18 protein-coding genes are annotated in these 17,677 nt (G+C 64.8%); 12 read left to right on the top strand and 6 right to left on the bottom strand.

Annotated elements, in window-relative coordinates:
* The first annotated feature begins 93 nt into the window (after positions 1–93).
* The 7 genes from ATB98_RS25470 (at position 94) to ATB98_RS25440 (ending at position 7,532) form a co-directional block, all read left to right on the top strand.
* Entirely contained in the window at positions 94–1,146 is a 1,053-nt protein-coding gene (locus ATB98_RS25470; protein ID WP_066878800.1) for a sugar phosphate isomerase/epimerase family protein, read from the top strand.
* Positions 1,147–1,299: 153 nt separating this feature from the next.
* On the top strand, positions 1,300–2,484 hold the full coding sequence (locus ATB98_RS25465) for a Gfo/Idh/MocA family protein (RefSeq protein ID WP_066878797.1): 1,185 nt from the start codon (positions 1,300–1,302) through the stop codon (positions 2,482–2,484).
* Positions 2,485–2,661: 177 nt separating this feature from the next.
* On the top strand, positions 2,662–4,035 hold the full coding sequence (locus ATB98_RS25460; RefSeq protein ID WP_066878795.1) for a GH1 family beta-glucosidase: 1,374 nt from the start codon (positions 2,662–2,664) through the stop codon (positions 4,033–4,035).
* A gap of 357 nt (positions 4,036–4,392) precedes the next feature.
* Positions 4,393–5,472 carry a methionine ABC transporter ATP-binding protein gene (locus ATB98_RS25455; protein ID WP_066878876.1) on the top strand — a complete coding sequence of 360 codons (1,080 nt, stop codon included), beginning with the start codon at positions 4,393–4,395 and terminating at the stop codon, positions 5,470–5,472.
* Positions 5,462–6,127: a methionine ABC transporter permease gene (locus tag ATB98_RS25450; protein ID WP_066878793.1), complete on the top strand. Its 666-nt coding sequence runs from the start codon at positions 5,462–5,464 to the stop codon at positions 6,125–6,127. The genes ATB98_RS25455 and ATB98_RS25450 overlap by 11 nt, the downstream gene beginning before the upstream one ends.
* Positions 6,128–6,165: 38 nt before the next feature.
* On the top strand, positions 6,166–6,942 hold the full coding sequence (locus tag ATB98_RS25445; protein WP_066878791.1) for a MetQ/NlpA family ABC transporter substrate-binding protein: 777 nt from the start codon (positions 6,166–6,168) through the stop codon (positions 6,940–6,942).
* A 200-nt stretch (positions 6,943–7,142) separates the two neighbouring features.
* Complete coding sequence (locus ATB98_RS25440; RefSeq protein WP_066878789.1) at positions 7,143–7,532, top strand: GFA family protein; 390 nt, start codon at positions 7,143–7,145, stop codon at positions 7,530–7,532.
* Positions 7,533–7,682: 150 nt separating this feature from the next.
* On the opposite strand, the gene trhO is transcribed toward ATB98_RS25440, so the two are convergent.
* The 3 genes from trhO to ATB98_RS25425 all read right to left on the bottom strand — a co-directional run bounded on the left by trhO (position 7,683) and on the right by ATB98_RS25425 (position 10,280).
* A complete protein-coding gene (gene trhO / locus ATB98_RS25435; protein WP_066878786.1) occupies positions 7,683–8,627 on the bottom strand; it encodes an oxygen-dependent tRNA uridine(34) hydroxylase TrhO in 945 nt (314 codons plus the stop codon).
* Positions 8,628–8,901: 274 nt separating this feature from the next.
* Positions 8,902–9,810: a CHAD domain-containing protein gene (locus ATB98_RS25430; RefSeq protein ID WP_066878784.1), complete on the bottom strand. Its 909-nt coding sequence runs from the start codon at positions 9,808–9,810 to the stop codon at positions 8,902–8,904.
* Positions 9,807–10,280 carry a CYTH domain-containing protein gene (locus tag ATB98_RS25425; RefSeq protein WP_066878782.1) on the bottom strand — a complete coding sequence of 158 codons (474 nt, stop codon included), beginning with the start codon at positions 10,278–10,280 and terminating at the stop codon, positions 9,807–9,809. The genes ATB98_RS25430 and ATB98_RS25425 overlap by 4 nt, the downstream gene beginning before the upstream one ends.
* Positions 10,281–10,463: 183 nt before the next feature.
* Between ATB98_RS25425 and ATB98_RS25420 the strand changes: the two genes are divergently transcribed.
* From ATB98_RS25420 to ATB98_RS25405, 4 genes are all read left to right on the top strand, one after another.
* The gene (locus ATB98_RS25420) at positions 10,464–11,102 is read left to right on the top strand and encodes a 2-dehydro-3-deoxy-phosphogluconate aldolase (RefSeq protein ID WP_066878780.1); all 639 of its coding nucleotides are present in this window, start codon (positions 10,464–10,466) and stop codon (positions 11,100–11,102) included.
* 162 nt (positions 11,103–11,264) lie between these two features.
* Positions 11,265–11,969, top strand: a complete 705-nt coding sequence (locus ATB98_RS25415) for a tellurite resistance TerB family protein (RefSeq protein WP_066878777.1) — start codon at positions 11,265–11,267, stop codon at positions 11,967–11,969.
* A gap of 128 nt (positions 11,970–12,097) precedes the next feature.
* Entirely contained in the window at positions 12,098–12,790 is a 693-nt protein-coding gene (locus ATB98_RS25410) for a GNAT family N-acetyltransferase (RefSeq protein ID WP_066878874.1), read from the top strand.
* Positions 12,787–13,002, top strand: a complete 216-nt coding sequence (locus ATB98_RS25405) for a hypothetical protein (RefSeq protein WP_066878775.1) — start codon at positions 12,787–12,789, stop codon at positions 13,000–13,002. The genes ATB98_RS25410 and ATB98_RS25405 overlap by 4 nt, the downstream gene beginning before the upstream one ends.
* Before the next feature lie 138 nt (positions 13,003–13,140).
* Here the strand turns inward: ATB98_RS25405 and ATB98_RS25400 are convergent, their stop codons facing one another.
* The 3 genes from ATB98_RS25400 to ATB98_RS25390 all read right to left on the bottom strand — a co-directional run bounded on the left by ATB98_RS25400 (position 13,141) and on the right by ATB98_RS25390 (position 15,831).
* Complete coding sequence (locus tag ATB98_RS25400) at positions 13,141–14,175, bottom strand: nickel/cobalt transporter (protein ID WP_066878773.1); 1,035 nt, start codon at positions 14,173–14,175, stop codon at positions 13,141–13,143.
* Complete coding sequence (locus ATB98_RS25395) at positions 14,169–14,813, bottom strand: DUF1007 family protein (RefSeq protein ID WP_066878770.1); 645 nt, start codon at positions 14,811–14,813, stop codon at positions 14,169–14,171. Before ATB98_RS25395 ends, ATB98_RS25400 begins: the two co-directional genes overlap by 7 nt.
* A gap of 124 nt (positions 14,814–14,937) precedes the next feature.
* Positions 14,938–15,831, bottom strand: a complete 894-nt coding sequence (locus ATB98_RS25390; RefSeq protein ID WP_066878768.1) for a LysR family transcriptional regulator — start codon at positions 15,829–15,831, stop codon at positions 14,938–14,940.
* A 681-nt stretch (positions 15,832–16,512) separates the two neighbouring features.
* Between ATB98_RS25390 and odc2 the strand changes: the two genes are divergently transcribed.
* On the top strand, positions 16,513–17,652 hold the full coding sequence (odc2, locus tag ATB98_RS25385) for an ornithine/lysine decarboxylase (protein WP_234782024.1): 1,140 nt from the start codon (positions 16,513–16,515) through the stop codon (positions 17,650–17,652).
* Positions 17,653–17,677 lie beyond the last annotated feature (25 nt).

Here is a 17,677-nt window from a genome sequence, read left to right as displayed (position 1 = left end):
TCATCGCGAATTTGCGGGGCAAGGCGCGCAAAAATCCTTCGTCGGCCGACGGCCGGTATCAGAAGACACCGATCCATCAGGGAGGAAATCCGCATGAAGACGATCAAGGGACCGGCGCTTTTTCTTGCGCAGTTCGCCGACGATACGGCGCCGTTCAACTCCTGGGACTCGATCACCAGATGGGCAGCCGATTGCGGCTACAAGGGCGTGCAGGTGCCGAGCTGGGACGGCCGGCTCTTCGACCTCAAGAAGGCGGCGGAATCGAAGGCCTATTGCGACGAGATCGCCGGCCAGGCGCGTGACAACGGCGTCGAGATCACCGAGCTCTCGACGCATCTGCAGGGCCAGCTCGTTGCCGTGCATCCGGCCTATGACGAGGCCTTCGACGGGTTCGCGGCGCCGGAAGTGCGCGGCAATCCGAAGGCGCGCCAGCAATGGGCGGTGGAGCAGGTGAAGCTGGCGCTGACGGCTTCCAAGAATCTCGGCCTCGATGCGATGGCGAGCTTCTCCGGCGCGCTCGCCTGGCCCTTCGTCTATCCCTGGCCGCAACGCCCGTCGGGGCTGGTGGAAACCGCCTTCGACGAGCTTGCCCGCCGCTGGAAGCCGATCCTCGACCATGCCGAGGATTGCGGCGTCGACGTCTGCTACGAGATCCATCCGGGCGAGGACCTGCATGACGGCATCACCTACGAGATGTTCCTCGAGCGCGCCGGCAATCACGCCCGCGCCTGCATGCTCTACGACCCTTCGCACTACGTGCTGCAGTGCCTCGATTATCTCGATAACATCGACATCTACAGGAACCGCATCCGGATGTTCCACGTCAAGGATGCGGAGTTCAACCCTACCGGACGGCAGGGTGTCTATGGCGGCTACCAGAACTGGGTGAACCGCGCCGGACGCTTCCGCTCGCTCGGCGACGGCCAGGTGGATTTCGGCGCCGTGTTCTCGAAGATGGCGGCGAACGATTTTGCCGGCTGGGCCGTGGTCGAGTGGGAATGCTGCCTGAAACATCCGGAAGACGGCGCGCGCGAGGGCGCCGATTTCGTCAAGGCTCACATCATCCGCGTCACCGAAAAGGCCTTCGACGATTTCGCCGGCGCGGGCACGGACGAGGCGGCGAACCGGCGGATGTTGGGGATCTAGGGCAAGACCCCTCCCCAACCCCTCCCCACAAGGGGGAGGGGCTTTGGCATGCGGCAGCGCCGCGATTCTCTCCCCCCTTGTGGGGGAGATGCCCGGCAGGGCAGAGGGGGCCTTAGTCTCCGAGCACCAGATCGATTTCAGGAGAGAAACCATATGGCAATTGAGGGAAGCAGCACGGAAACTCGGCAGAAGCGCATCCGGCTCGGGATGGTGGGCGGGGGCTCCGGCGCCTTCATCGGCGCGGTGCACCGGATCGCCGCGCGGCTCGACGACCATTACGAGCTGGTCGCCGGCGCCCTGTCGTCGACGCCGGAGAAGGCCGCGGCCTCGGGCCGCGAGCTCGGGCTCGATCCGTCGCGCGTCTATTCGGATTTCAAGGAAATGGCGATCCGCGAGGCGAAGCTCAAGAATGGCATCGAGGCGGTGGCGATCGTCACGCCGAACCATGTCCACTATGCCGCGGCGAAGGAATTCCTGAAGCGCGGCATCCATGTCATCTGCGACAAGCCGCTGACCTCGACGCTCGCCGACGCGAAGAAGCTCAAGAAGGCGGCCGACGAGAGCGATGCGCTCTTCGTGCTGACGCACAATTACACCGGCTATCCGATGGTCAGGCAGGCGCGCGAGATGATCGCCAACGGCGACATCGGCGCCGTACGCCTAGTGCAGATGGAATATCCGCAGGACTGGCTGACCGAGAATATCGAGCAGTCCGGCCAGAAGCAGGCGTCGTGGCGGACCGACCCGGCCCGCTCCGGCGCCGGCGGCTCGACCGGGGATATCGGGACGCATGCCTATAATCTCGGCTGCTTCGTCTCCGGCCTCGAACTGGACGAGCTTTCCGCCGACCTCGACAGCTTCGTCAGCGGGCGCCAGCTCGACGACAATGCCCATGTGATGCTGCGCTTCAAGGAAAAGGACGGGGCGCGCGCCAAGGGCATGCTCTGGTGCAGCCAGGTGGCGCCCGGCAACGAGAACGGGCTGATGCTGCGCGTCTACGGCACCGAGGGCGGCCTCGAATGGACACAGAAGGAGCCGAACTACCTCTGGTACACGCCCTTCGGCGAGCCGAAGCGGCTGCTGACGCGCGCCGGCGCCGGGGCGTCACCGGCGGCGGCGCGCGTGTCGCGCATCCCGTCCGGTCATCCGGAAGGCTATCTCGAAGGCTTCGCCAATATCTACAGCGAGGCGGCGCGGGCGATCTACGCCAAGCGCGACGGCGCAAAGGTCGACGAAGCCGTCACATATCCGACGATTGACGACGGTATGAAGGGCATGGTCTTCGTCGATGCCTGCGTGCGATCCTCGCAGCGCAACGGCGCCTGGATCAAGGTCTGACGCCTGGAGGCATATGTCCGGGGAGGGCGGCGCGCGCGTCGCCCTTTTTCGTTGACATTCGCCGTCGCCGTCTTAGGCCACTCTCTCGACGAGAGCCGGGCTTCGATCGTCCGGCTTCCTGCGATGAATCCAGCCGAACCCTCTAGGCCGGCTGCCCAGATGACGAAGGGCTGAACGATGATCGAAGCCAAAAAACTCGCAGAGCGCTTTCCCGGCGGTTTTGTTTTCGGCGTGGCCACTGCATCCTTCCAGATCGAGGGCGCCAGCAAGGCGGACGGACGCAAGCCCTCCATCTGGGACGCCTTCTCCAACATGCCCGGCCGCGTCTTCGGGCGCCACAACGGCGACGTCGCCTGCGACCATTACAATCGCCTCAACCAGGATCTGGACCTCATTGAGAGCCTCGGCGTCGAGGCCTACCGCTTCTCGATCGCCTGGCCGCGGATCATCCCGGAGGGCACCGGGCCGATCAACGAGAAGGGGCTCGACTTCTACGACCGCCTCGTCGACGGCCTGAAGGCCCGCGGCATCAAGGCCTTTGCAACGCTCTATCATTGGGACCTGCCGCTGGCGCTGATGGGCGAAGGCGGCTGGACGGCGCGGACGACCGCTTACGCCTACCAGCGCTATGCGAAGACGGCGATCGCGCGCCTCGGCGACCGCCTCGACGCGGTTGCGACCTTCAACGAGCCCTGGTGCTCGGTCTGGCTCGGCCATCTCTACGGCGTCCATGCGCCGGGCGAGCGCCACATGGACGCGGCGCTTGCGGCGCTCCATTTCACCAACCTCGCCCATGGCCTCGGCGTCGCGGCGATCCGCTCGGAGCGGCCGGACCTGCCGGTCGGCATCGTCATCAACGCCCATTCCATCTATCCGGGCAGCGACAGCGCCGAGGACAAGGCCGCCGCCGGGCGCGCCTTCGATTTCCACAACGGCGTCTTCTTCGGCCCGATCTTCAAGGGCGAATATCCGGAGGGATTCCTTTCCGCGCTCGGCGACCGCATGCCGCTCATCGAGGACGGCGACATGGCGACGATCGCCCAGCCGCTCGACTGGTGGGGGCTCAATTATTACACGCCGATGCGCGTCTCAGCCGATCCTGACCCGGGCGCCGAATACCCGGCAACGGTCAACGCCGAGCCGGTGAGCGAGGTGAAGACGGATATCGGCTGGGAAGTCCATGCGCCGGCGCTCGGCACCCTGGTCGAGACGCTCAATGCCCGCTACGAGTTCCCCGACTGCTACATCACCGAGAACGGCGCTTGCTACAACATGGGCGTCGAGAACGGCACCGTCGACGACCAGCCGCGGCTCGACTACCTCTCGGAGCATCTGGCCGTGACCGCGGACCTCATCGCCAAGGGCTATCCGATGCGCGGCTATTTTGCCTGGAGCCTGATGGACAATTTCGAATGGGCGGAAGGCTACCGCATGCGCTTCGGCATCGTCCATGTCGACTACGAGACGCAGGTCCGGACGATCAAGAAGAGCGGCTACTGGTACAAGGAGCTGGCGGAGCGGTTTCCCAAGGGCAACCACAAGCGGGGCTGAGCAGAGAGGCGACGTCTTTCGCCGTTCGCCGGCTCGTTCTACACAAGAAGGGTAGACTTTTTTAGCCGAGGCCGCCGGCTCGGAAAAATCTACCTGTGAAGCGAGCGCGTTGCCGTCCATAAGAGTGGCATGTTCCATCGCATGCCTGCCATGCCGTGGAGGCGTTGATCCCACCGGTTGCCCGATGCTAGAGAGCTGCTCACCGTTCCGAATGCGTTGTCGAATGTCGGCTTGACCGGACGACGCCTTACCGCGCCGCGCGTCTTATCAGACGCGCAAAGGTCGCAATTTCGAACATCCGAGAGCATCATGTATCCTTCCATCGCGCAGATCCCTTCCTCGGGGAGCGGCCGGACAATGACCAATCCTGTTGCCGAGATTTCGCCCAAAGACGCTGCCGTCGTCTTCGAAAGCGTTTCCAAGCGCTTTGCCGCCTCCGGTGCGAACGGAGCTTTCACCGCGCTCGACAATGTCAGCCTGACCGTCGCGCGCGGCTCGATCACCGGCATCATCGGCCGCTCGGGGGCCGGCAAGTCGACGCTGATCCGGCTCGTCAACGGCCTCGAGAAGCCTTCGAGCGGCAGGGTGCTCGTCGATGGCGTCGACGTCGGCGCGCTCGACGAGGCGGGACTGCGCAGCCTGCGCCGCTCGGTCGGCATGATCTTCCAGCACTTCAACCTGCTTTCCTCCCGCACCGTCTTCGGCAATGTCGCGCTGCCGCTCGAGATCGCCGGCATGGACCGCGGCGCGATCGAGGCGCGGGTGCGGCCGCTTCTCGATCTCGTCGGGCTTGCCGACAAGCACGGCCGCTACCCGGCCGAGCTTTCCGGCGGCCAGAAGCAGCGCGTCGGCATTGCGCGGGCGCTTGCGACCGAGCCGAAACTGTTGCTCTCCGACGAGGCGACCTCGGCACTCGACCCGGAGACGACGCAGGCGATCCTGGCGCTCCTCAGGCGCATCAACGCCGAGCTCGGACTGACGGTGCTGCTCATCACCCATGAGATGGAGGTGGTGAAGGCGGTCACTTCCGACGTCGCGGTGATCGACAGGGGCGAAATCATCGAGCGGGGGCACACCTTCGACGTCTTCACCCATCCGCGGCACGGGACCACGCGGGCGCTGCTTTCGGGACTGCCGGGCTCGAAACTGCCGGAGGCGATCGCGAGGGGGCTGAAGCCCGAGGCGGCTGCCGGCGATCGCGTCGTCGTGCGCCTCACCTTCTTCGGCGCGGCGGCCGAGCGGCCGCTGATCTCGCAGCTCATCAAGTCGATCGGCGCCGAGGTCAACATCATCGCCGGCACGATCGACGAGATCGGCGGCAGGCCCTATGGCTCCCTGGTGGTCGCCTATGGCGGCGATGCCGAGACATCGGGGAAGGCGGAGCGCTTCTTCGCCGAGAACGGACTCGTCACGGAGGTGCTCGGCCATGTCGCCTGATCTTCTCATGCTCATCGGCAAGGCAACCCTCGACACGCTGTTCATGGTCGCGGTCGCCGGCCTCGTCGGCTCGCTGGTCGGTCTGCCGATCGGCATCTTCCTCGCCACCAGCGGCAAGGGGGAATTGTTTCCGGCGCCCAATGTCAATCGGGTCGTCGGCCTCGCGGTCAATGCGGCGCGGTCTACCCCGTTCATCATTCTCGTCGTCGCCATCATCCCCTTCACCCGGCTCGTCACCGGCACCTCGATCGGCACCAAGGCGGCGATCGTGCCGCTGACGATCGCTACCATTCCCTTCGTCGCCCGGCTCGTCGAGGCGGCGATCCGGGATGTCGACAAGGGGCTGATCGAGGCGGCGCGCGCCATGGGCGCGACCCCGATGCAGATCGTTTCCAAGGTGCTGCTCGCCGAATCGCGGCCGGCACTGACGCTGGCACTGACGATGACCGTCGTCAGCCTGATCGGCTATTCGGCCATGGTCGGAGCGGTCGGCGGCGGCGGCCTCGGCGACCTCGGCATCCGCTACGGCTACCAGCGCTTCCGGCCGGACGTGATGCTCATCGTCGTCGTGGTTCTCATCGTGCTCGTGCAGCTCGTTCAGAGCGCCGGCGACCGGTTGGCGCGTCGCTTCGACAAGCGCAGCCGCAAGACCTGATCCTCCCAAAGACAGCAAACAGCAACAAGGAGATGTCCATGAGAAAGCTCATTCTAGCGGCGGCCCTCGCCGCTCTGGCTGCCGGCCCGGCGCTGGCGGAGACGATCAAGGTCGGCGTAACCCCGGGTGAGCATGCCCAGATCATGGAGAAGGTGAAGGAAATCGCCGCTCCCAAGGGGCTCGATATCGAGATCGTCGAATTCTCCGACTACGTGGTTCCGAACCAGGCACTGGCCGATGGCGACATCAACGCCAACTCCTTCCAGCATCAGCCCTATCTCGACAACCAGATCGCGGATCGCGGCTTCAATATCGTCAGCGTCGGCCTGACGATCACCACGCCGATGGGTGTCTATTCGGACAAGGTGAAGAGCCTCGACGAACTCACGGACGGCGCGACGGTCGCCATTCCGAACGACCCGACCAATGGCGGCCGCGCGCTCCTGGTCCTCGCCTCGAAGGGCCTCATCAAGGTCAATCCGGATGTCGGGTTGAAGGCCACCCCGGCCGATGTGACCGAAAACCCGAAGAACATCCAGTTCGCCGAGCTCGATGCCGCCCAGCTTCCGCGCTCCCTCGCCGACGTCGACGCCGCCGTGATCAACACCAACTACGCGCTCGAAGCCGACCTTCATCCAAAAGAGGACGCCATCGCCATCGAAAGCGAGAAGTCTCCCTACGCCAACGTCATTGCGGTGCGGGCGGAGGACAAGGACAAGCCCTGGGTCAAGACGCTCGTCGAAGCCTACCACGACGACAAGGTGAAGGCCTTCATCGTCGAGACCTTCAAGGGTGCGCTCATCCCGAGCTGGTAATCACCGCCCAGGTCGTTGCCGCCAGTCCCTTCTCCCCATCAAAACGGGGAGAAGGTGCCGGCAGGCTCAGGGGACTACATCCGTGGTGCTGTTCAAGACGCAGCCGGGAAAGATTCATCGCGCGTCAACACATCGGCGCGGCCTCGCTTGATCGACCGACACGCAGCGTTATTTTCCGCCTCTTTCAGGGAGGAAAGCGCATGAAGGGTGGATGTCTCTGCGGGGCGGTGCGGTACGAGGCGAAGCGGCCGCCGCTCTATTCCGGCTTCTGCCATTGCCGCGATTGCCAGCGGGCGACGGGTACCGGCCACTGCTGCTACATGATCTTCTCGCGCGAAGACGTCGACGTCACCGGCGAGCTCCGCGCCTACGAGAAGCTCGCCGAAAACGGCAATGTGACGGTCCGCCCCTTCTGCCACACCTGCGGCAGTCAGATCTTCTCGTCCGGTGCCGACCGTTGGACGATTTATGCCGGCACGCTTGACGACATGTCGCTGTTCGAGCCGACGAACGCGGTCTTCACCCGCAGCCGCCCCCTTTGGGACAGGTCCGCGCTTGACCTGGACGAATACGAGACGCTGCCGGAGTAAGCTTTATCTACTGAGGCAGTCCCGGACGAGACTTTGCCCCTTATCCAGCCCTCCCCGTTTTGACGGGGTTGGGCGCCCGCGGCGAGCCCCTTCGCCCCGCTTGCGGGGAGAAGGTGCCGGCAGGCGGATGAGGGGCACTGGAGCACCGCTTCAGCTTCCCAGATGCCGCTCGCCACGCTTCCTGGCCAGCGTGATCTGCTTCTGCCGTTCGCGATAGCGCTCGCGGTCCTCTTCCGTGCGCGTCGCGTGGCAGTGGACGCAGGAGACGCCTTCCTCGTGGAGCGGTGAAAGAAGGTCCTCCGGCGTCAGCGGCTGGCGGCAGGCGTGGCAGAGCGTGTGCTCGCCTTCCTGGAGCCCGTGGGTGACGGAGACGCGCTCGTCGAAAACGAAGCAGGCGCCGTCCCAGAGGCTCTCCTCCGCCGGGATCTCTTCGAGATATTTGAGGATGCCGCCCTTCAGGTGATAGACCTCGTCAAAACCCTGCTCCTTCATGAAGGCCGTCGCCTTCTCGCAGCGGATGCCGCCGGTGCAGTACATGGCGATCCTCGGTTTGTCGTGCAGGCCGCCATTGCTGCGCACCCAGTCGGGAAACTCCCGGAAGGTCCTGGTCTTCGGATCGACGGCGCCGCGGAAGAGGCCGATCGCCGTCTCGTAGTCGTTGCGCGTATCGATGACCAGCGTCTCCGGATCGGAGATCAGCGCGTTCCAGTCCTTCGGCTCGACATAGGTGCCGACCACGCGATTGGGGTCGATGTTCTCGACGCCCATGGTGACGATTTCCTTCTTCAGCCGCACCTTCATGCGCAGGAAGGGCATGGCCGAGGCGCGGCTCTCCTTGTGCTCGAGGCGAGCGAATTCCGGCTGCGCGCGCAAGAACGCCAGCACCGCCGCTATGCCCTCGTCGGTGCCGGCGATCGTGCCGTTGATCCCTTCATGCGCGACGAGCAGCGTGCCCCTGACGCCGTTCGCGTCGCATACCGCCTGCAGCGGCTCGCGGAAATCGGCGAAGCGCGGGAAGGAAACGAAATGATAGAGCGCGGCCACCAGGAACGGGCCTCGCGTCTCTGCGCGGGGTGTCTTCAGCATGTCGGTCATGCGGCAGGCACATACAGCTTTCGGGCGTTTGGCGCAATTGCGGCGTCGTGCGTGACGGCCCACCCGCCTCACGTGAAATTGCTCCTCACCTTAAATAGCCCCTCACCCTAGCCCTCTCCCAGCGGGCGGGGAGAGGGGACTTCAGAGCTTGCCGCTCCTCCCTGCGCCCCACGCGGAGAGGGGAGGGATGCGATGCGGCATCGTCCCTTCTCACCGTCAAAACGGGGAGAAGGGCCGGCAGGCGGATGAGGGGCAATCCGATCACATTCCTCTTCTACCGACCGGCCTCGAGCCACAGCAGCCCGATCGTCCGGCTTTCGTGCTTCGGACGGTCAAGGAAGACCGCCTCTGCCCGTTTGAGGGCTTCCCGCCGCAGTTCCTCCTGCCGGGCGATGACGGCGGAGAGGAGGTGGGCCTGGTTCTGGCTGTTGCCGGCGAGTTCCGGTTGCTCGTTGACGAGCGATGTCATCGTCGCAAGGTCGTTCAGATGGCCAAGCAGGTCGACGAGCTCCCGCGCCTGCGCTCTCTTTGCCTGCATCGCCGAAGGCCATGCCGCCCGCAGCAAGGCCAGTTGCATGCGGTAATCCTGGGTTCGCTTGCGCAATTGGTGGAAGGCCGCGGCGTCGGTGCTCGCCTCGCAAGCGGCGATAGAGGCCGTCGCCCGCTTCAGTGTTCGCCGCCATCCCTTCTCCAGGCGGCGCGCGGTTTTCCGCCGGCCGTCGTCGAAGGCGAGACGGGCGAGTGCCGCGAGCGCCTCTTCGCAGCTCAATATGGTCGACGCGATCTTGCCGTCGAGATCGGTTTCCTCCTCGGCGATCCGGTCCCGCCGCGCCGTGAGGATCGATGAGACCTTGTCGAGCGCCACCTGTTGCTCCTCGCTTGCCGCATGCAGGCGCAGGTAGTTGGCGTTCTCGACGAGGGCGGCCGCGTCGCGGACGGTCGAGAGATTGCGCGCCATGGAGCGGATGCGGGCGTTTTCCTGTTTCCGGAAGCCGGGTGCGTCGACAGCAACGAGCCGGTAGAGCGAGCGCAACCGCTTGAAGCTCTTGCGCGCGTCGTGGATCGCCTCGTGCACACCCGCCGGCTGCTCGCTCAGCACCGCCATGGCGCACCGGATCTGCGCGGCACCGACGGCATGAAAATCCTCGGTGAAGGGGCGACCCGGATCGAACGCATAGGTCATGGTTGCGTTTCCAGCAGCCCCTCGGTTGCAAGCGACTGGTTGGAATAGCGGCGGTCGCCGGTGATCTCGCGCCCGAGCCATGCCGGCAGGTCAGGCAGATCCGTTTCCCGCTTCATTTCAACCTCGGCGACGACGAGGCCTTCGAGCGCCCCCTCGTAGACATCGACCTCCCAGGTGAAGCCCTTGTACGGCACGCGGTAACGCCGCTTCTCGATGACGATGCCGACTGCCTGCGTCAGCAATTCGCGCGCGTCGTCGATCGGCAGGTCATATTCGTATTCGTTGCGCACGAGGGAGGATTTGCCGATCTTGATGGTCAGGCGCGCCCGTTTGTTGCCGTGGATGCGGACGCGCAGCGAGCGGTCATCCATGGTGACGATATAGGCCTGGCGCAGCCGGATGCCCTTATCCGCATTCTGTCGCCAGCCGTCGGTTGCGACCAGGAACTTGCGCTCTATCTCCTTCGCCATGCATGTCCCGCCATTCCGAGAGGTCGACCGTCACAAGCCTATCGTATTGTAGAAGCCGCGTCATTGCGCTGGATCATATTATTAGTTGCAGGACCCCGAGCGCGCCTTTCGGGGGCTCGACAATGTCTGGCTGGCGGGGTATGCGGAGGTCCATTATTCAATCGTTTTAAAAGGACGATCGGCATGAGCGCCAAATCCGACAGGCTTCTTCCCATCCTCAAGCTGCAACCGGTCGTTCCGGTGCTGGTGATCGATGATGCCGCGACCGCCGTACCGCTCGCGCGGGCGCTGGTTGCCGGCGGCCTGAAGGCGATCGAGGTGACGCTGCGCACCCCCGCAGCACTGGAAGCGATCCGCGCGGTGGCAAACGAGGTGGAGGGTGCCGTTGCCGGTGCCGGAACCATCCTCAACGCCGCGCAGTTCGAAGCGGCGGTTGAAGCCGGGTCGCAGTTCATCGTCAGCCCCGGCACGACGCAGGAGCTGATCGACGTCGCCAATGATCATGAGGTGCCGCTGCTGCCCGGCGCGGCAACCGCCAGCGAAGTGATGGGGCTGCGCGAGGAAGGCTACGAGGTGCTGAAATTCTTCCCGGCGGAGCAGGCGGGCGGCGCCGCCTATCTGAAATCGCTTGCCTCGCCGCTGGCGGGCACGCTGTTCTGCCCGACCGGCGGCATCTCGCTCGCCAATGCGCGTGACTACCTGTCGCTGCCGAACGTCGTCTGCGTCGGTGGTTCCTGGGTGGCGCCGAAGGAACTCGTCGCCAAGGGCGATTGGGCCGGCATCACCAGGCTTGCGGCTGAGGCCTTTGCGCTCAAGGCCTGAAACGGCCGCATGCAACGCTGATCCCAAGACTGGCTTTCCCGAGGTCGCCATGCATTTGTATTTCGGCCGCGCCGTTCCTATGTCTCAATCCGCCAACTAACGAGCGGATGAGCGGAGGCCGTGCCATGCCTCCCCGTTGCGCATGCAAAAGGAGCGAGGCCGATGTTCGACGCGAAGAAATTGCTGGATCAGTTCCTGGGGTCGCAGGTGCCCGGCGCCGGCGGCACGGTGCGCGGTCGCGCGGACCAGGTGACCAGGCTCGCGAAGGACAATCCGCTGGCGACGGGGGCGATCGCCGCCGTGCTTCTCGGCACCAAATCGGGCCGCAAGCTCGCCGGCAATGCCGCCGTCCTCGGCGGCCTCGCCGCGGTTGCCGGCCTCGGCTACCAGGCCTACAAGAATTACCAGGCCGGCCAGACGCCCGCCTCCGGGCCTGCCGCGCAGACCCCGGCGCAGCTTCCGCCGCCACCGGCCGAATCCGGTTTTGCGGCGCCGCATGCCGTCAGCGACGACTTCGCGCTCGTGCTCGTGCGGGCGATGATCGCAGCCGCGCGCGCCGATGGCCACATCGACGACACGGAGCGCCGCCGCATCATGGACAAGCTGTCCGTCTCCGGCCTCTCGTCGGATGCGGCCGCCTTTCTCCAATCCGAACTCGCCAATCCGATCGACCTCGACGCCATCATCGCCGCCGCGAAGACCGAGGAGGAGCGCGTCGAGATCTACACCGCATCGCGCCTTGCGATCGAGCCGGACGGCCGGGCGGAGCGCGGCTATCTCGACCTGCTCGCCGGCAGGCTGGGCCTCGCGGATGCGCTCGTCGACCACATCGAGGCGACCGTCTCAGCGGCGAAGGTTCCGGTCTGAGGAACGCAGGGCTGCGGTTCGATCGGTTCGCTCATCGGTTCCGCTCATGGGTTCGATCACGAGTTTGAATTTGTCACGATCCCGTGTCCGTTCTATTGCGGGAGCGCATGGAAACGCGGGAGAAGTCGATGCGCGATCTTGCCGATTGGAAGGGATGCCCGGCGCCGAAGCCGGTGCTCATTGAGGGCCGATATGTCGTGCTGGAGCCCTATGACCGGGCGAAGCATCTCGAGGCGCTCTGGAACGATGCCTTCGGCGGCATGGCGATCAATCCTCTCCTGAAATATTTCACCCAGGACGATTTCGCCGGAATCGAGGATTTCGACGCCTGGCTCGCCGCGGTTCAACAGAAGTCCGGCTGGATCACGGAGGTCTTTCGGGACAAGGCGGTCGGCAAGGTCGTCGGCCTGGCGAACTACATGCGCGCGGACCCGGCCAATGGCGTCGTCGAAGTCGGCGGGGTCGCTCACGGGCCGGCGATGGCACGCTCGCCCTTGTCGACGGAAGCGCATTATCTGATGGCGAGGCATGTGTTCGAGGAGCTCGGCTATCGGCGCTACGAATGGAAGTGCCACAGCGAGAACGAGCCGAGCCGGAAAGCGGCGCAGCGTCTCGGCTTCACCTTCGAGGGTATTTTTCGCCAGCACATGATTTCAAAACGCGCCAATCGTGATACGGCCTGGTTCTCGATGATCGATGGCGAGTGGCCGCTCATCAAGGCGGCCTTCGAGCGCTGGCTCTCGCCCGACAATTTCGACGGCGGGGGCCGCCAGAAGCGGCGCCTCGAGGAGATTCGTGCCGAGCTTGCCGCAAAGGAGTGAATGTGCCCGAGAAAAAGGAAAGGTCCCCGGCGATCGCAGCCGCCGTCATTCTCCTGGTGGTAGGGATCGGCTTTTTCGTGCTGCCGTCGATCATGCTCGAGCTCGGGGCCATCTCGCCCTGGCTCGCCGCAGGCTTCGGCGCGCTCTTCGTGCTCGGCTTCTTCCTGATCTTCTGGCTGCGCGCCCGCCATCAGCGGCGGAAGGGGCTGTGATCTGGCCGATTCGGAAGGGTGGAGATCTGGGACGCTGTCGAGGATTGCCCCTCACCCTAACCCTCTCCCCGTTCTGACGGGGAGAGGGAACTTCAGTCGGCGCGGCATAGCCCGCGCGCGCGGCAGCACCGCGCGATTTCAGCTCTGCAGAGCAGCGCCCAGCAGAACCAGCCCCAAAACCAGAACCAACACCGCCCCGGCGATCTCGATGCCGTTCGAGATGCGCGCCGCGGCCGAGTTGCTCGAGGCATAGCGCACGGCGACGCCCTTGGCGGTGACGGCGATGGTCGCGAGGATCGACACGGTGATCGCGGTGCCGATCGACATGGCGAAGACCGAGAGCACGCCGCCGAGATAGAGCCCGTTCAGAAGCGCGAAGGAGAGCACGATCAACGCGCCGGAGCAGGGGCGCAGGCCGACGGCGATGATCGCCGACCAGGCTTCGCTCAACGCAAAACGATCGCCCTTCAGCATTTGCGGATCGGGCGCATGGGCGTGGCCGCAGGTGGCGCAGACCTCGCCGGGACCATGCGCGTGGTGGTGGTCGTGCCGATGGCCGTGATGGTGATGGCCGTGATCGTGGTCACCATGATGATGAGCGTGCCCGTCGATGCGGGCGGCTGCCGGTCGCATCATCGACCTCAGCTTGCGGAAGAGCAGCCAGCCGCCGAAGGCGGCGATCAGCCCGTAGCTTGCGATTTCGAGCGAGCGGGTGGCGCTCGTCATGCTGATCGAGGAACCGCGCAGCACCAGATAGACGGCGCCGATCAAGAGGATGGCGACGACGCCCTGGAGCATCGAGGAGAGGAACGACAGCAGCACGCCCCTCCTGAGCTCGGTCTCGTTGGCGATCATGTAGGAGGAGATGACCGCCTTGCCGTGGCCGGGGCCGGCGGCGTGGAAGACGCCGTAGGTGAAGGAGAGGCCGATCAGCGACCAGAGCTGCCAGGGATTCTCGCGCATGCCCTTGAGCGCGCCGGTCAGCGCGCGGTAGAAACCCTGCTGCTCCATGTTGACCCAGGCGAAGAAGCCGCCGAGAAGGCCGGTCGGCTGGACGGAGGGCTCGGCCGTGCCGATGCCGAGCGGCGACTGGGCCATGGCAAGCGTCGCGGAAAGCGCCGTCAAGACGAGCGCGGCGGCGAGCGGACGGCCGATCCTGCAGGCGTTCAGCATGTGATCTCGATCCTGGTCGCAAAGAGCTTCGACGTGTCTGTGCCGGTGGGATCGTTCCAGAAGGCGTCGGTGAGCGTGTCCTTGTTCTCGGCCAGCACCTCGTCCGGGTCGGGGCGCACCACCTGATGCTCGCAGGCCTCGATCCTGGCGCCGACGACCTTGAGGTCCTCGTCGGTCGGGAAATCCATCGCCGTGTACATGGTCGGGTCGTAGATGCCGAAGGAGAGCTTTCCCTTGAGCGGCATCGCCTCGGCCGGCTTGACGGCGAACATCATCAGGAGCTGATTGTCCTTGTAGTCGACGGTGATGCTGTCGGGCCTGTTGACCTTCACGGATTTGCCGTTGTCGAAAATGGTCGTGTAGTAGTTGTACTCCGCCAGCGATTCGAGCACCGTCTGGCCGACTTCCTTCAATTCATCCGGGTCGAGCATCGCGTTCGCGTTCTTGTCGAAGTCGAGCACGACGCTTGCCGAAAACAGCTCGTCGAAGCGCCAGACGTTCCTCAACTCGCCGATCCCGCCCTTGTCGTCGGAAACGATCTCCAGCCTTGCTTCGGCAAAGATGTGCGGATGAGCGACGGCGAGGGCGGGCGCGAGCAGGGTCGCGAGGCCGGCCATGACGAGGCGTTGTCGTTTCATAGGAGCGGAAATCCCCTTTTCGGCCTTGAAGATAAGCCGTGCGAATCGTCTTCGGAATGTACTGCAAATGGGACGGAATTGGGACTGGCTACCCCCGTCTTCGTGCCACGGGCGAGGCGGCCCTTCAGCGCGTCTTGCGGAACCAGCCGTGCAGGAAATCGACGAAGGTGCGGACCTTGGCCGGAAGGTAGCGGCGATGCGGATAGATCGCGTAGATCCCGCGATCCCGGGGCAGGAACTCCTCGAAGAGCGTCACGAGTTCGCCGGAGATGATCCTCGGCCGGGCAATGAAGTCGGGCAGGATCGCGACGCCGATGCCGCTCACGGCGGCGCGCGCCGCGGCCAGCGGGCTGTTGACCTCGATCGGCCCGCTCACGGGCACCGTGAAGGGCGAACCGTCCGGCTCGATGAAACGCCAGTTCGAATAGGACCGGCCGTTGGTGTCGAGGATGCACGGGACATGCGCGAGGTCGGTCGGGTGCGCGAACGGCCCGGTCTTCGCCAGGAAGTGCGGCGATACGCAGACCAGCACCTGGAAGTCGTCGAGCTTGCGGGCGATCAGCGTCGAATCTTCGAGCCGCGTGATGCGCACCGCGACGTCGAAGCCTTCTTCGACAAGATCGATGAAACGGTCGTCGGAGACGATCTCGAGCGACAGTTCCGGGTGCTCCTTGCCGAAGTCGATCAGCGACTGGCCGATCTCCGCATCGACGAAGGTCCGCGGCACGGTCACGCGCAGCCGGCCCCTCAAATCGGAATTGTTGGCGCGGACGAGATCGGCGAGGTTGTCGATCTCCTTCAGGATTTCGGATGCGGTGCGGTAATAGGTGTGGCCGGCTTCCGTCAGCGAGAACTGGCGCGTCGTGCGGTTGAGGAGCAGCGCGCCGAGCTCGTCTTCGAGCTCGCGCACATATTTCGACAGCAGCGCCTTGGATTTGCCGACGCGCCGCGCGGCGGCCGAAAAACCCTCCGCGTCCACGACGTCGATGAAGGCGCGGATGCGGGTCAAGGTGTCCATGACCGGTCTCTCTCCTGTGAGCTCACGGCGAGCCGATTCGCTGCGCGGCCTTGTGCCTGCCGCCAGCGCGGAGGGCGCTTCCGGCCGGTGGGGAAGTCCGCCGGGCACGCCGCGGGGCCTTCTTGAAAACTTCTTTTAGTTTCAAAGGCTTGCTGAGTCCATGAGCGCCTGCGGCGATTGTTCATCGAAAGTGAACACTGACAAGGTCGCGCGGTCCAGAAAAAATTGAGTGGCAATCGGAAAAAACTCTTGATTAGGGCCGCGAATTTTCTTACCTACGACCTTGCCCAAAGTCGCACGTGCCTGTGGGTGTCCGCCGACCCTCGATTAGGTGAGGTTATCGGTAAGGTACCTGGAACTAACCCCTCCAGTCGCTATTCCGGCCAACCGGGAAATGCGAGGACATCTTGAAGCAACGACGGTGCGGGCCTTTCTGGTGTCTGCCGGCTCTCCAACAGCCGGGGTTACTGAAGAGGCACACCTTCATTGCCGGAAGTGCGGTTGGGTCATCCCCTCCAATCCATGGCAGACAAAGCCGAATCTTAGCCTTTGCGGGCTTCGATTCACCGTAACGCGCAGAGAGCGCATGCATGGTTCCGGGGTCTCCACCGGCTGGTTCCAGTGCAGGCGCGCGTATGCCCTTTGTCCTCCACAGTCGTGGAGTTTAATGGATCGGGGAATATGGCCATGACCACCGCACGCATCATCGAATTCCTCAACACCCGACGACCCGAAGGCCCCTGCCTCGTTGTCGATCTCGACATCGTGCGCGACAATTTCAAGGCCTTCCGCCATGCGTTGCCGGACAGCGCGATCTACTATGCCGTCAAGGCCAATCCGGCGCCGGAAATCCTGCGCCTGCTTGCCGGTCTCGGCTCCAACTTCGATTGCGCGTCGGTCGCCGAAATCGAGATGGCGCTCGAAGCCGGGGCGACTGCCCAGCGCATCTCCTATGGCAACACCATCAAGAAGGAGCGCGACATTGCCCGCGCCCATGCGCTCGGCATCAACCTCTTCGCGGTCGACAGCCACGAAGAGGTCGAGAAGGTCGCGCGCGCCGCTCCGGGCGCCCGGGTGTTCTGCCGCGTGCTGACGGACGGCGAGGGGGCCGAATGGCCGCTGTCGCGCAAGTTCGGCTGCGTGCCGCAGATGGCCGTCGACGTGCTCGTCTACGCCCATCAGCTCGGCCTCGTCTCCTACGGCGTGTCGTTCCATGTCGGCTCGCAGATGACGAAGCTCGACGCCTGGGATGCAGCACTTGCCGATGCCAAGCGGGTGTTCGTGCAGCTTGCCAAGCAGGGCATCGAGCTCAAGATGGTCAACATGGGCGGCGGCTTCCCGACGAAGTACCTCCGGGACGTTCCGTCGGCGGAAGCCTACGGCCAGGCGATCTTCGGCGCGCTGAAAAAGCACTTCGGCAACAACATCCCGGAGACGATCATCGAGCCGGGCCGCGGCATGGTCGGCAATGCGGGGGTGATCAAGGCGGAAGTCGTGCTCGTCTCGAAGAAGTCGGACAATGACAGCCACCGCTGGGTCTTCCTCGACATCGGCAAGTTCGGCGGCCTTGCCGAGACGATGGACGAGGCGATCCGCTACCCGATCCGCACGGCGCGCGATGGCGACGAGATGGAGCCCTGCGTGCTTGCCGGCCCGACCTGCGATTCGGCCGACGTGCTCTACGAGAAGAACATGTACCCGCTGCCGATCTCGCTGACGATCGGCGACGAGGTTCTGATCGAAGGCACCGGCGCCTACACGACCACCTACTCGGCCGTCGCCTTCAATGGCTTCGAGCCGCTGAAGGCCTATGTGATCTGACCTGCTCGCTCCCGTCACAGGCGGG

It is taken from the genome of Sinorhizobium saheli, from assembly GCF_001651875.1.
Taxonomy (GTDB): domain Bacteria; phylum Pseudomonadota; class Alphaproteobacteria; order Rhizobiales; family Rhizobiaceae; genus Sinorhizobium; species Sinorhizobium saheli.
This window is presented reverse-complemented; position numbering and strand designations above follow the sequence as displayed.

Excerpts from the sequence above, each read along its gene's own strand:
- ATB98_RS25470 (WP_066878800.1), top strand. The coding sequence starts at position 94 with ATGAAGACGATCAAGGGACCGGCGCTTTTTCTTGCGCAGTTCGCCGAC.
- ATB98_RS25465 (WP_066878797.1), top strand. The coding sequence starts at position 1,300 with ATGGCAATTGAGGGAAGCAGCACGGAAACTCGGCAGAAGCGCATCCGG.
- ATB98_RS25460 (WP_066878795.1), top strand. The coding sequence starts at position 2,662 with ATGATCGAAGCCAAAAAACTCGCAGAGCGCTTTCCCGGCGGTTTTGTT.
- ATB98_RS25455 (WP_066878876.1), top strand. The coding sequence starts at position 4,393 with ATGACCAATCCTGTTGCCGAGATTTCGCCCAAAGACGCTGCCGTCGTC.
- ATB98_RS25450 (WP_066878793.1), top strand. The coding sequence starts at position 5,462 with ATGTCGCCTGATCTTCTCATGCTCATCGGCAAGGCAACCCTCGACACG.
- ATB98_RS25445 (WP_066878791.1), top strand. The coding sequence starts at position 6,166 with ATGAGAAAGCTCATTCTAGCGGCGGCCCTCGCCGCTCTGGCTGCCGGC.
- ATB98_RS25440 (WP_066878789.1), top strand. The coding sequence starts at position 7,143 with ATGAAGGGTGGATGTCTCTGCGGGGCGGTGCGGTACGAGGCGAAGCGG.
- trhO (WP_066878786.1), bottom strand. The coding sequence starts at position 8,627 with ATGACCGACATGCTGAAGACACCCCGCGCAGAGACGCGAGGCCCGTTC.
- ATB98_RS25430 (WP_066878784.1), bottom strand. The coding sequence starts at position 9,810 with ATGACCTATGCGTTCGATCCGGGTCGCCCCTTCACCGAGGATTTTCAT.
- ATB98_RS25425 (WP_066878782.1), bottom strand. The coding sequence starts at position 10,280 with ATGGCGAAGGAGATAGAGCGCAAGTTCCTGGTCGCAACCGACGGCTGG.
- ATB98_RS25420 (WP_066878780.1), top strand. The coding sequence starts at position 10,464 with ATGAGCGCCAAATCCGACAGGCTTCTTCCCATCCTCAAGCTGCAACCG.
- ATB98_RS25415 (WP_066878777.1), top strand. The coding sequence starts at position 11,265 with ATGTTCGACGCGAAGAAATTGCTGGATCAGTTCCTGGGGTCGCAGGTG.
- ATB98_RS25410 (WP_066878874.1), top strand. The coding sequence starts at position 12,098 with ATGCGCGATCTTGCCGATTGGAAGGGATGCCCGGCGCCGAAGCCGGTG.
- ATB98_RS25400 (WP_066878773.1), bottom strand. The coding sequence starts at position 14,175 with ATGCTGAACGCCTGCAGGATCGGCCGTCCGCTCGCCGCCGCGCTCGTC.
- ATB98_RS25395 (WP_066878770.1), bottom strand. The coding sequence starts at position 14,813 with ATGAAACGACAACGCCTCGTCATGGCCGGCCTCGCGACCCTGCTCGCG.
- ATB98_RS25390 (WP_066878768.1), bottom strand. The coding sequence starts at position 15,831 with ATGGACACCTTGACCCGCATCCGCGCCTTCATCGACGTCGTGGACGCG.
- odc2 (WP_234782024.1), top strand. The coding sequence starts at position 16,513 with ATGGCCATGACCACCGCACGCATCATCGAATTCCTCAACACCCGACGA.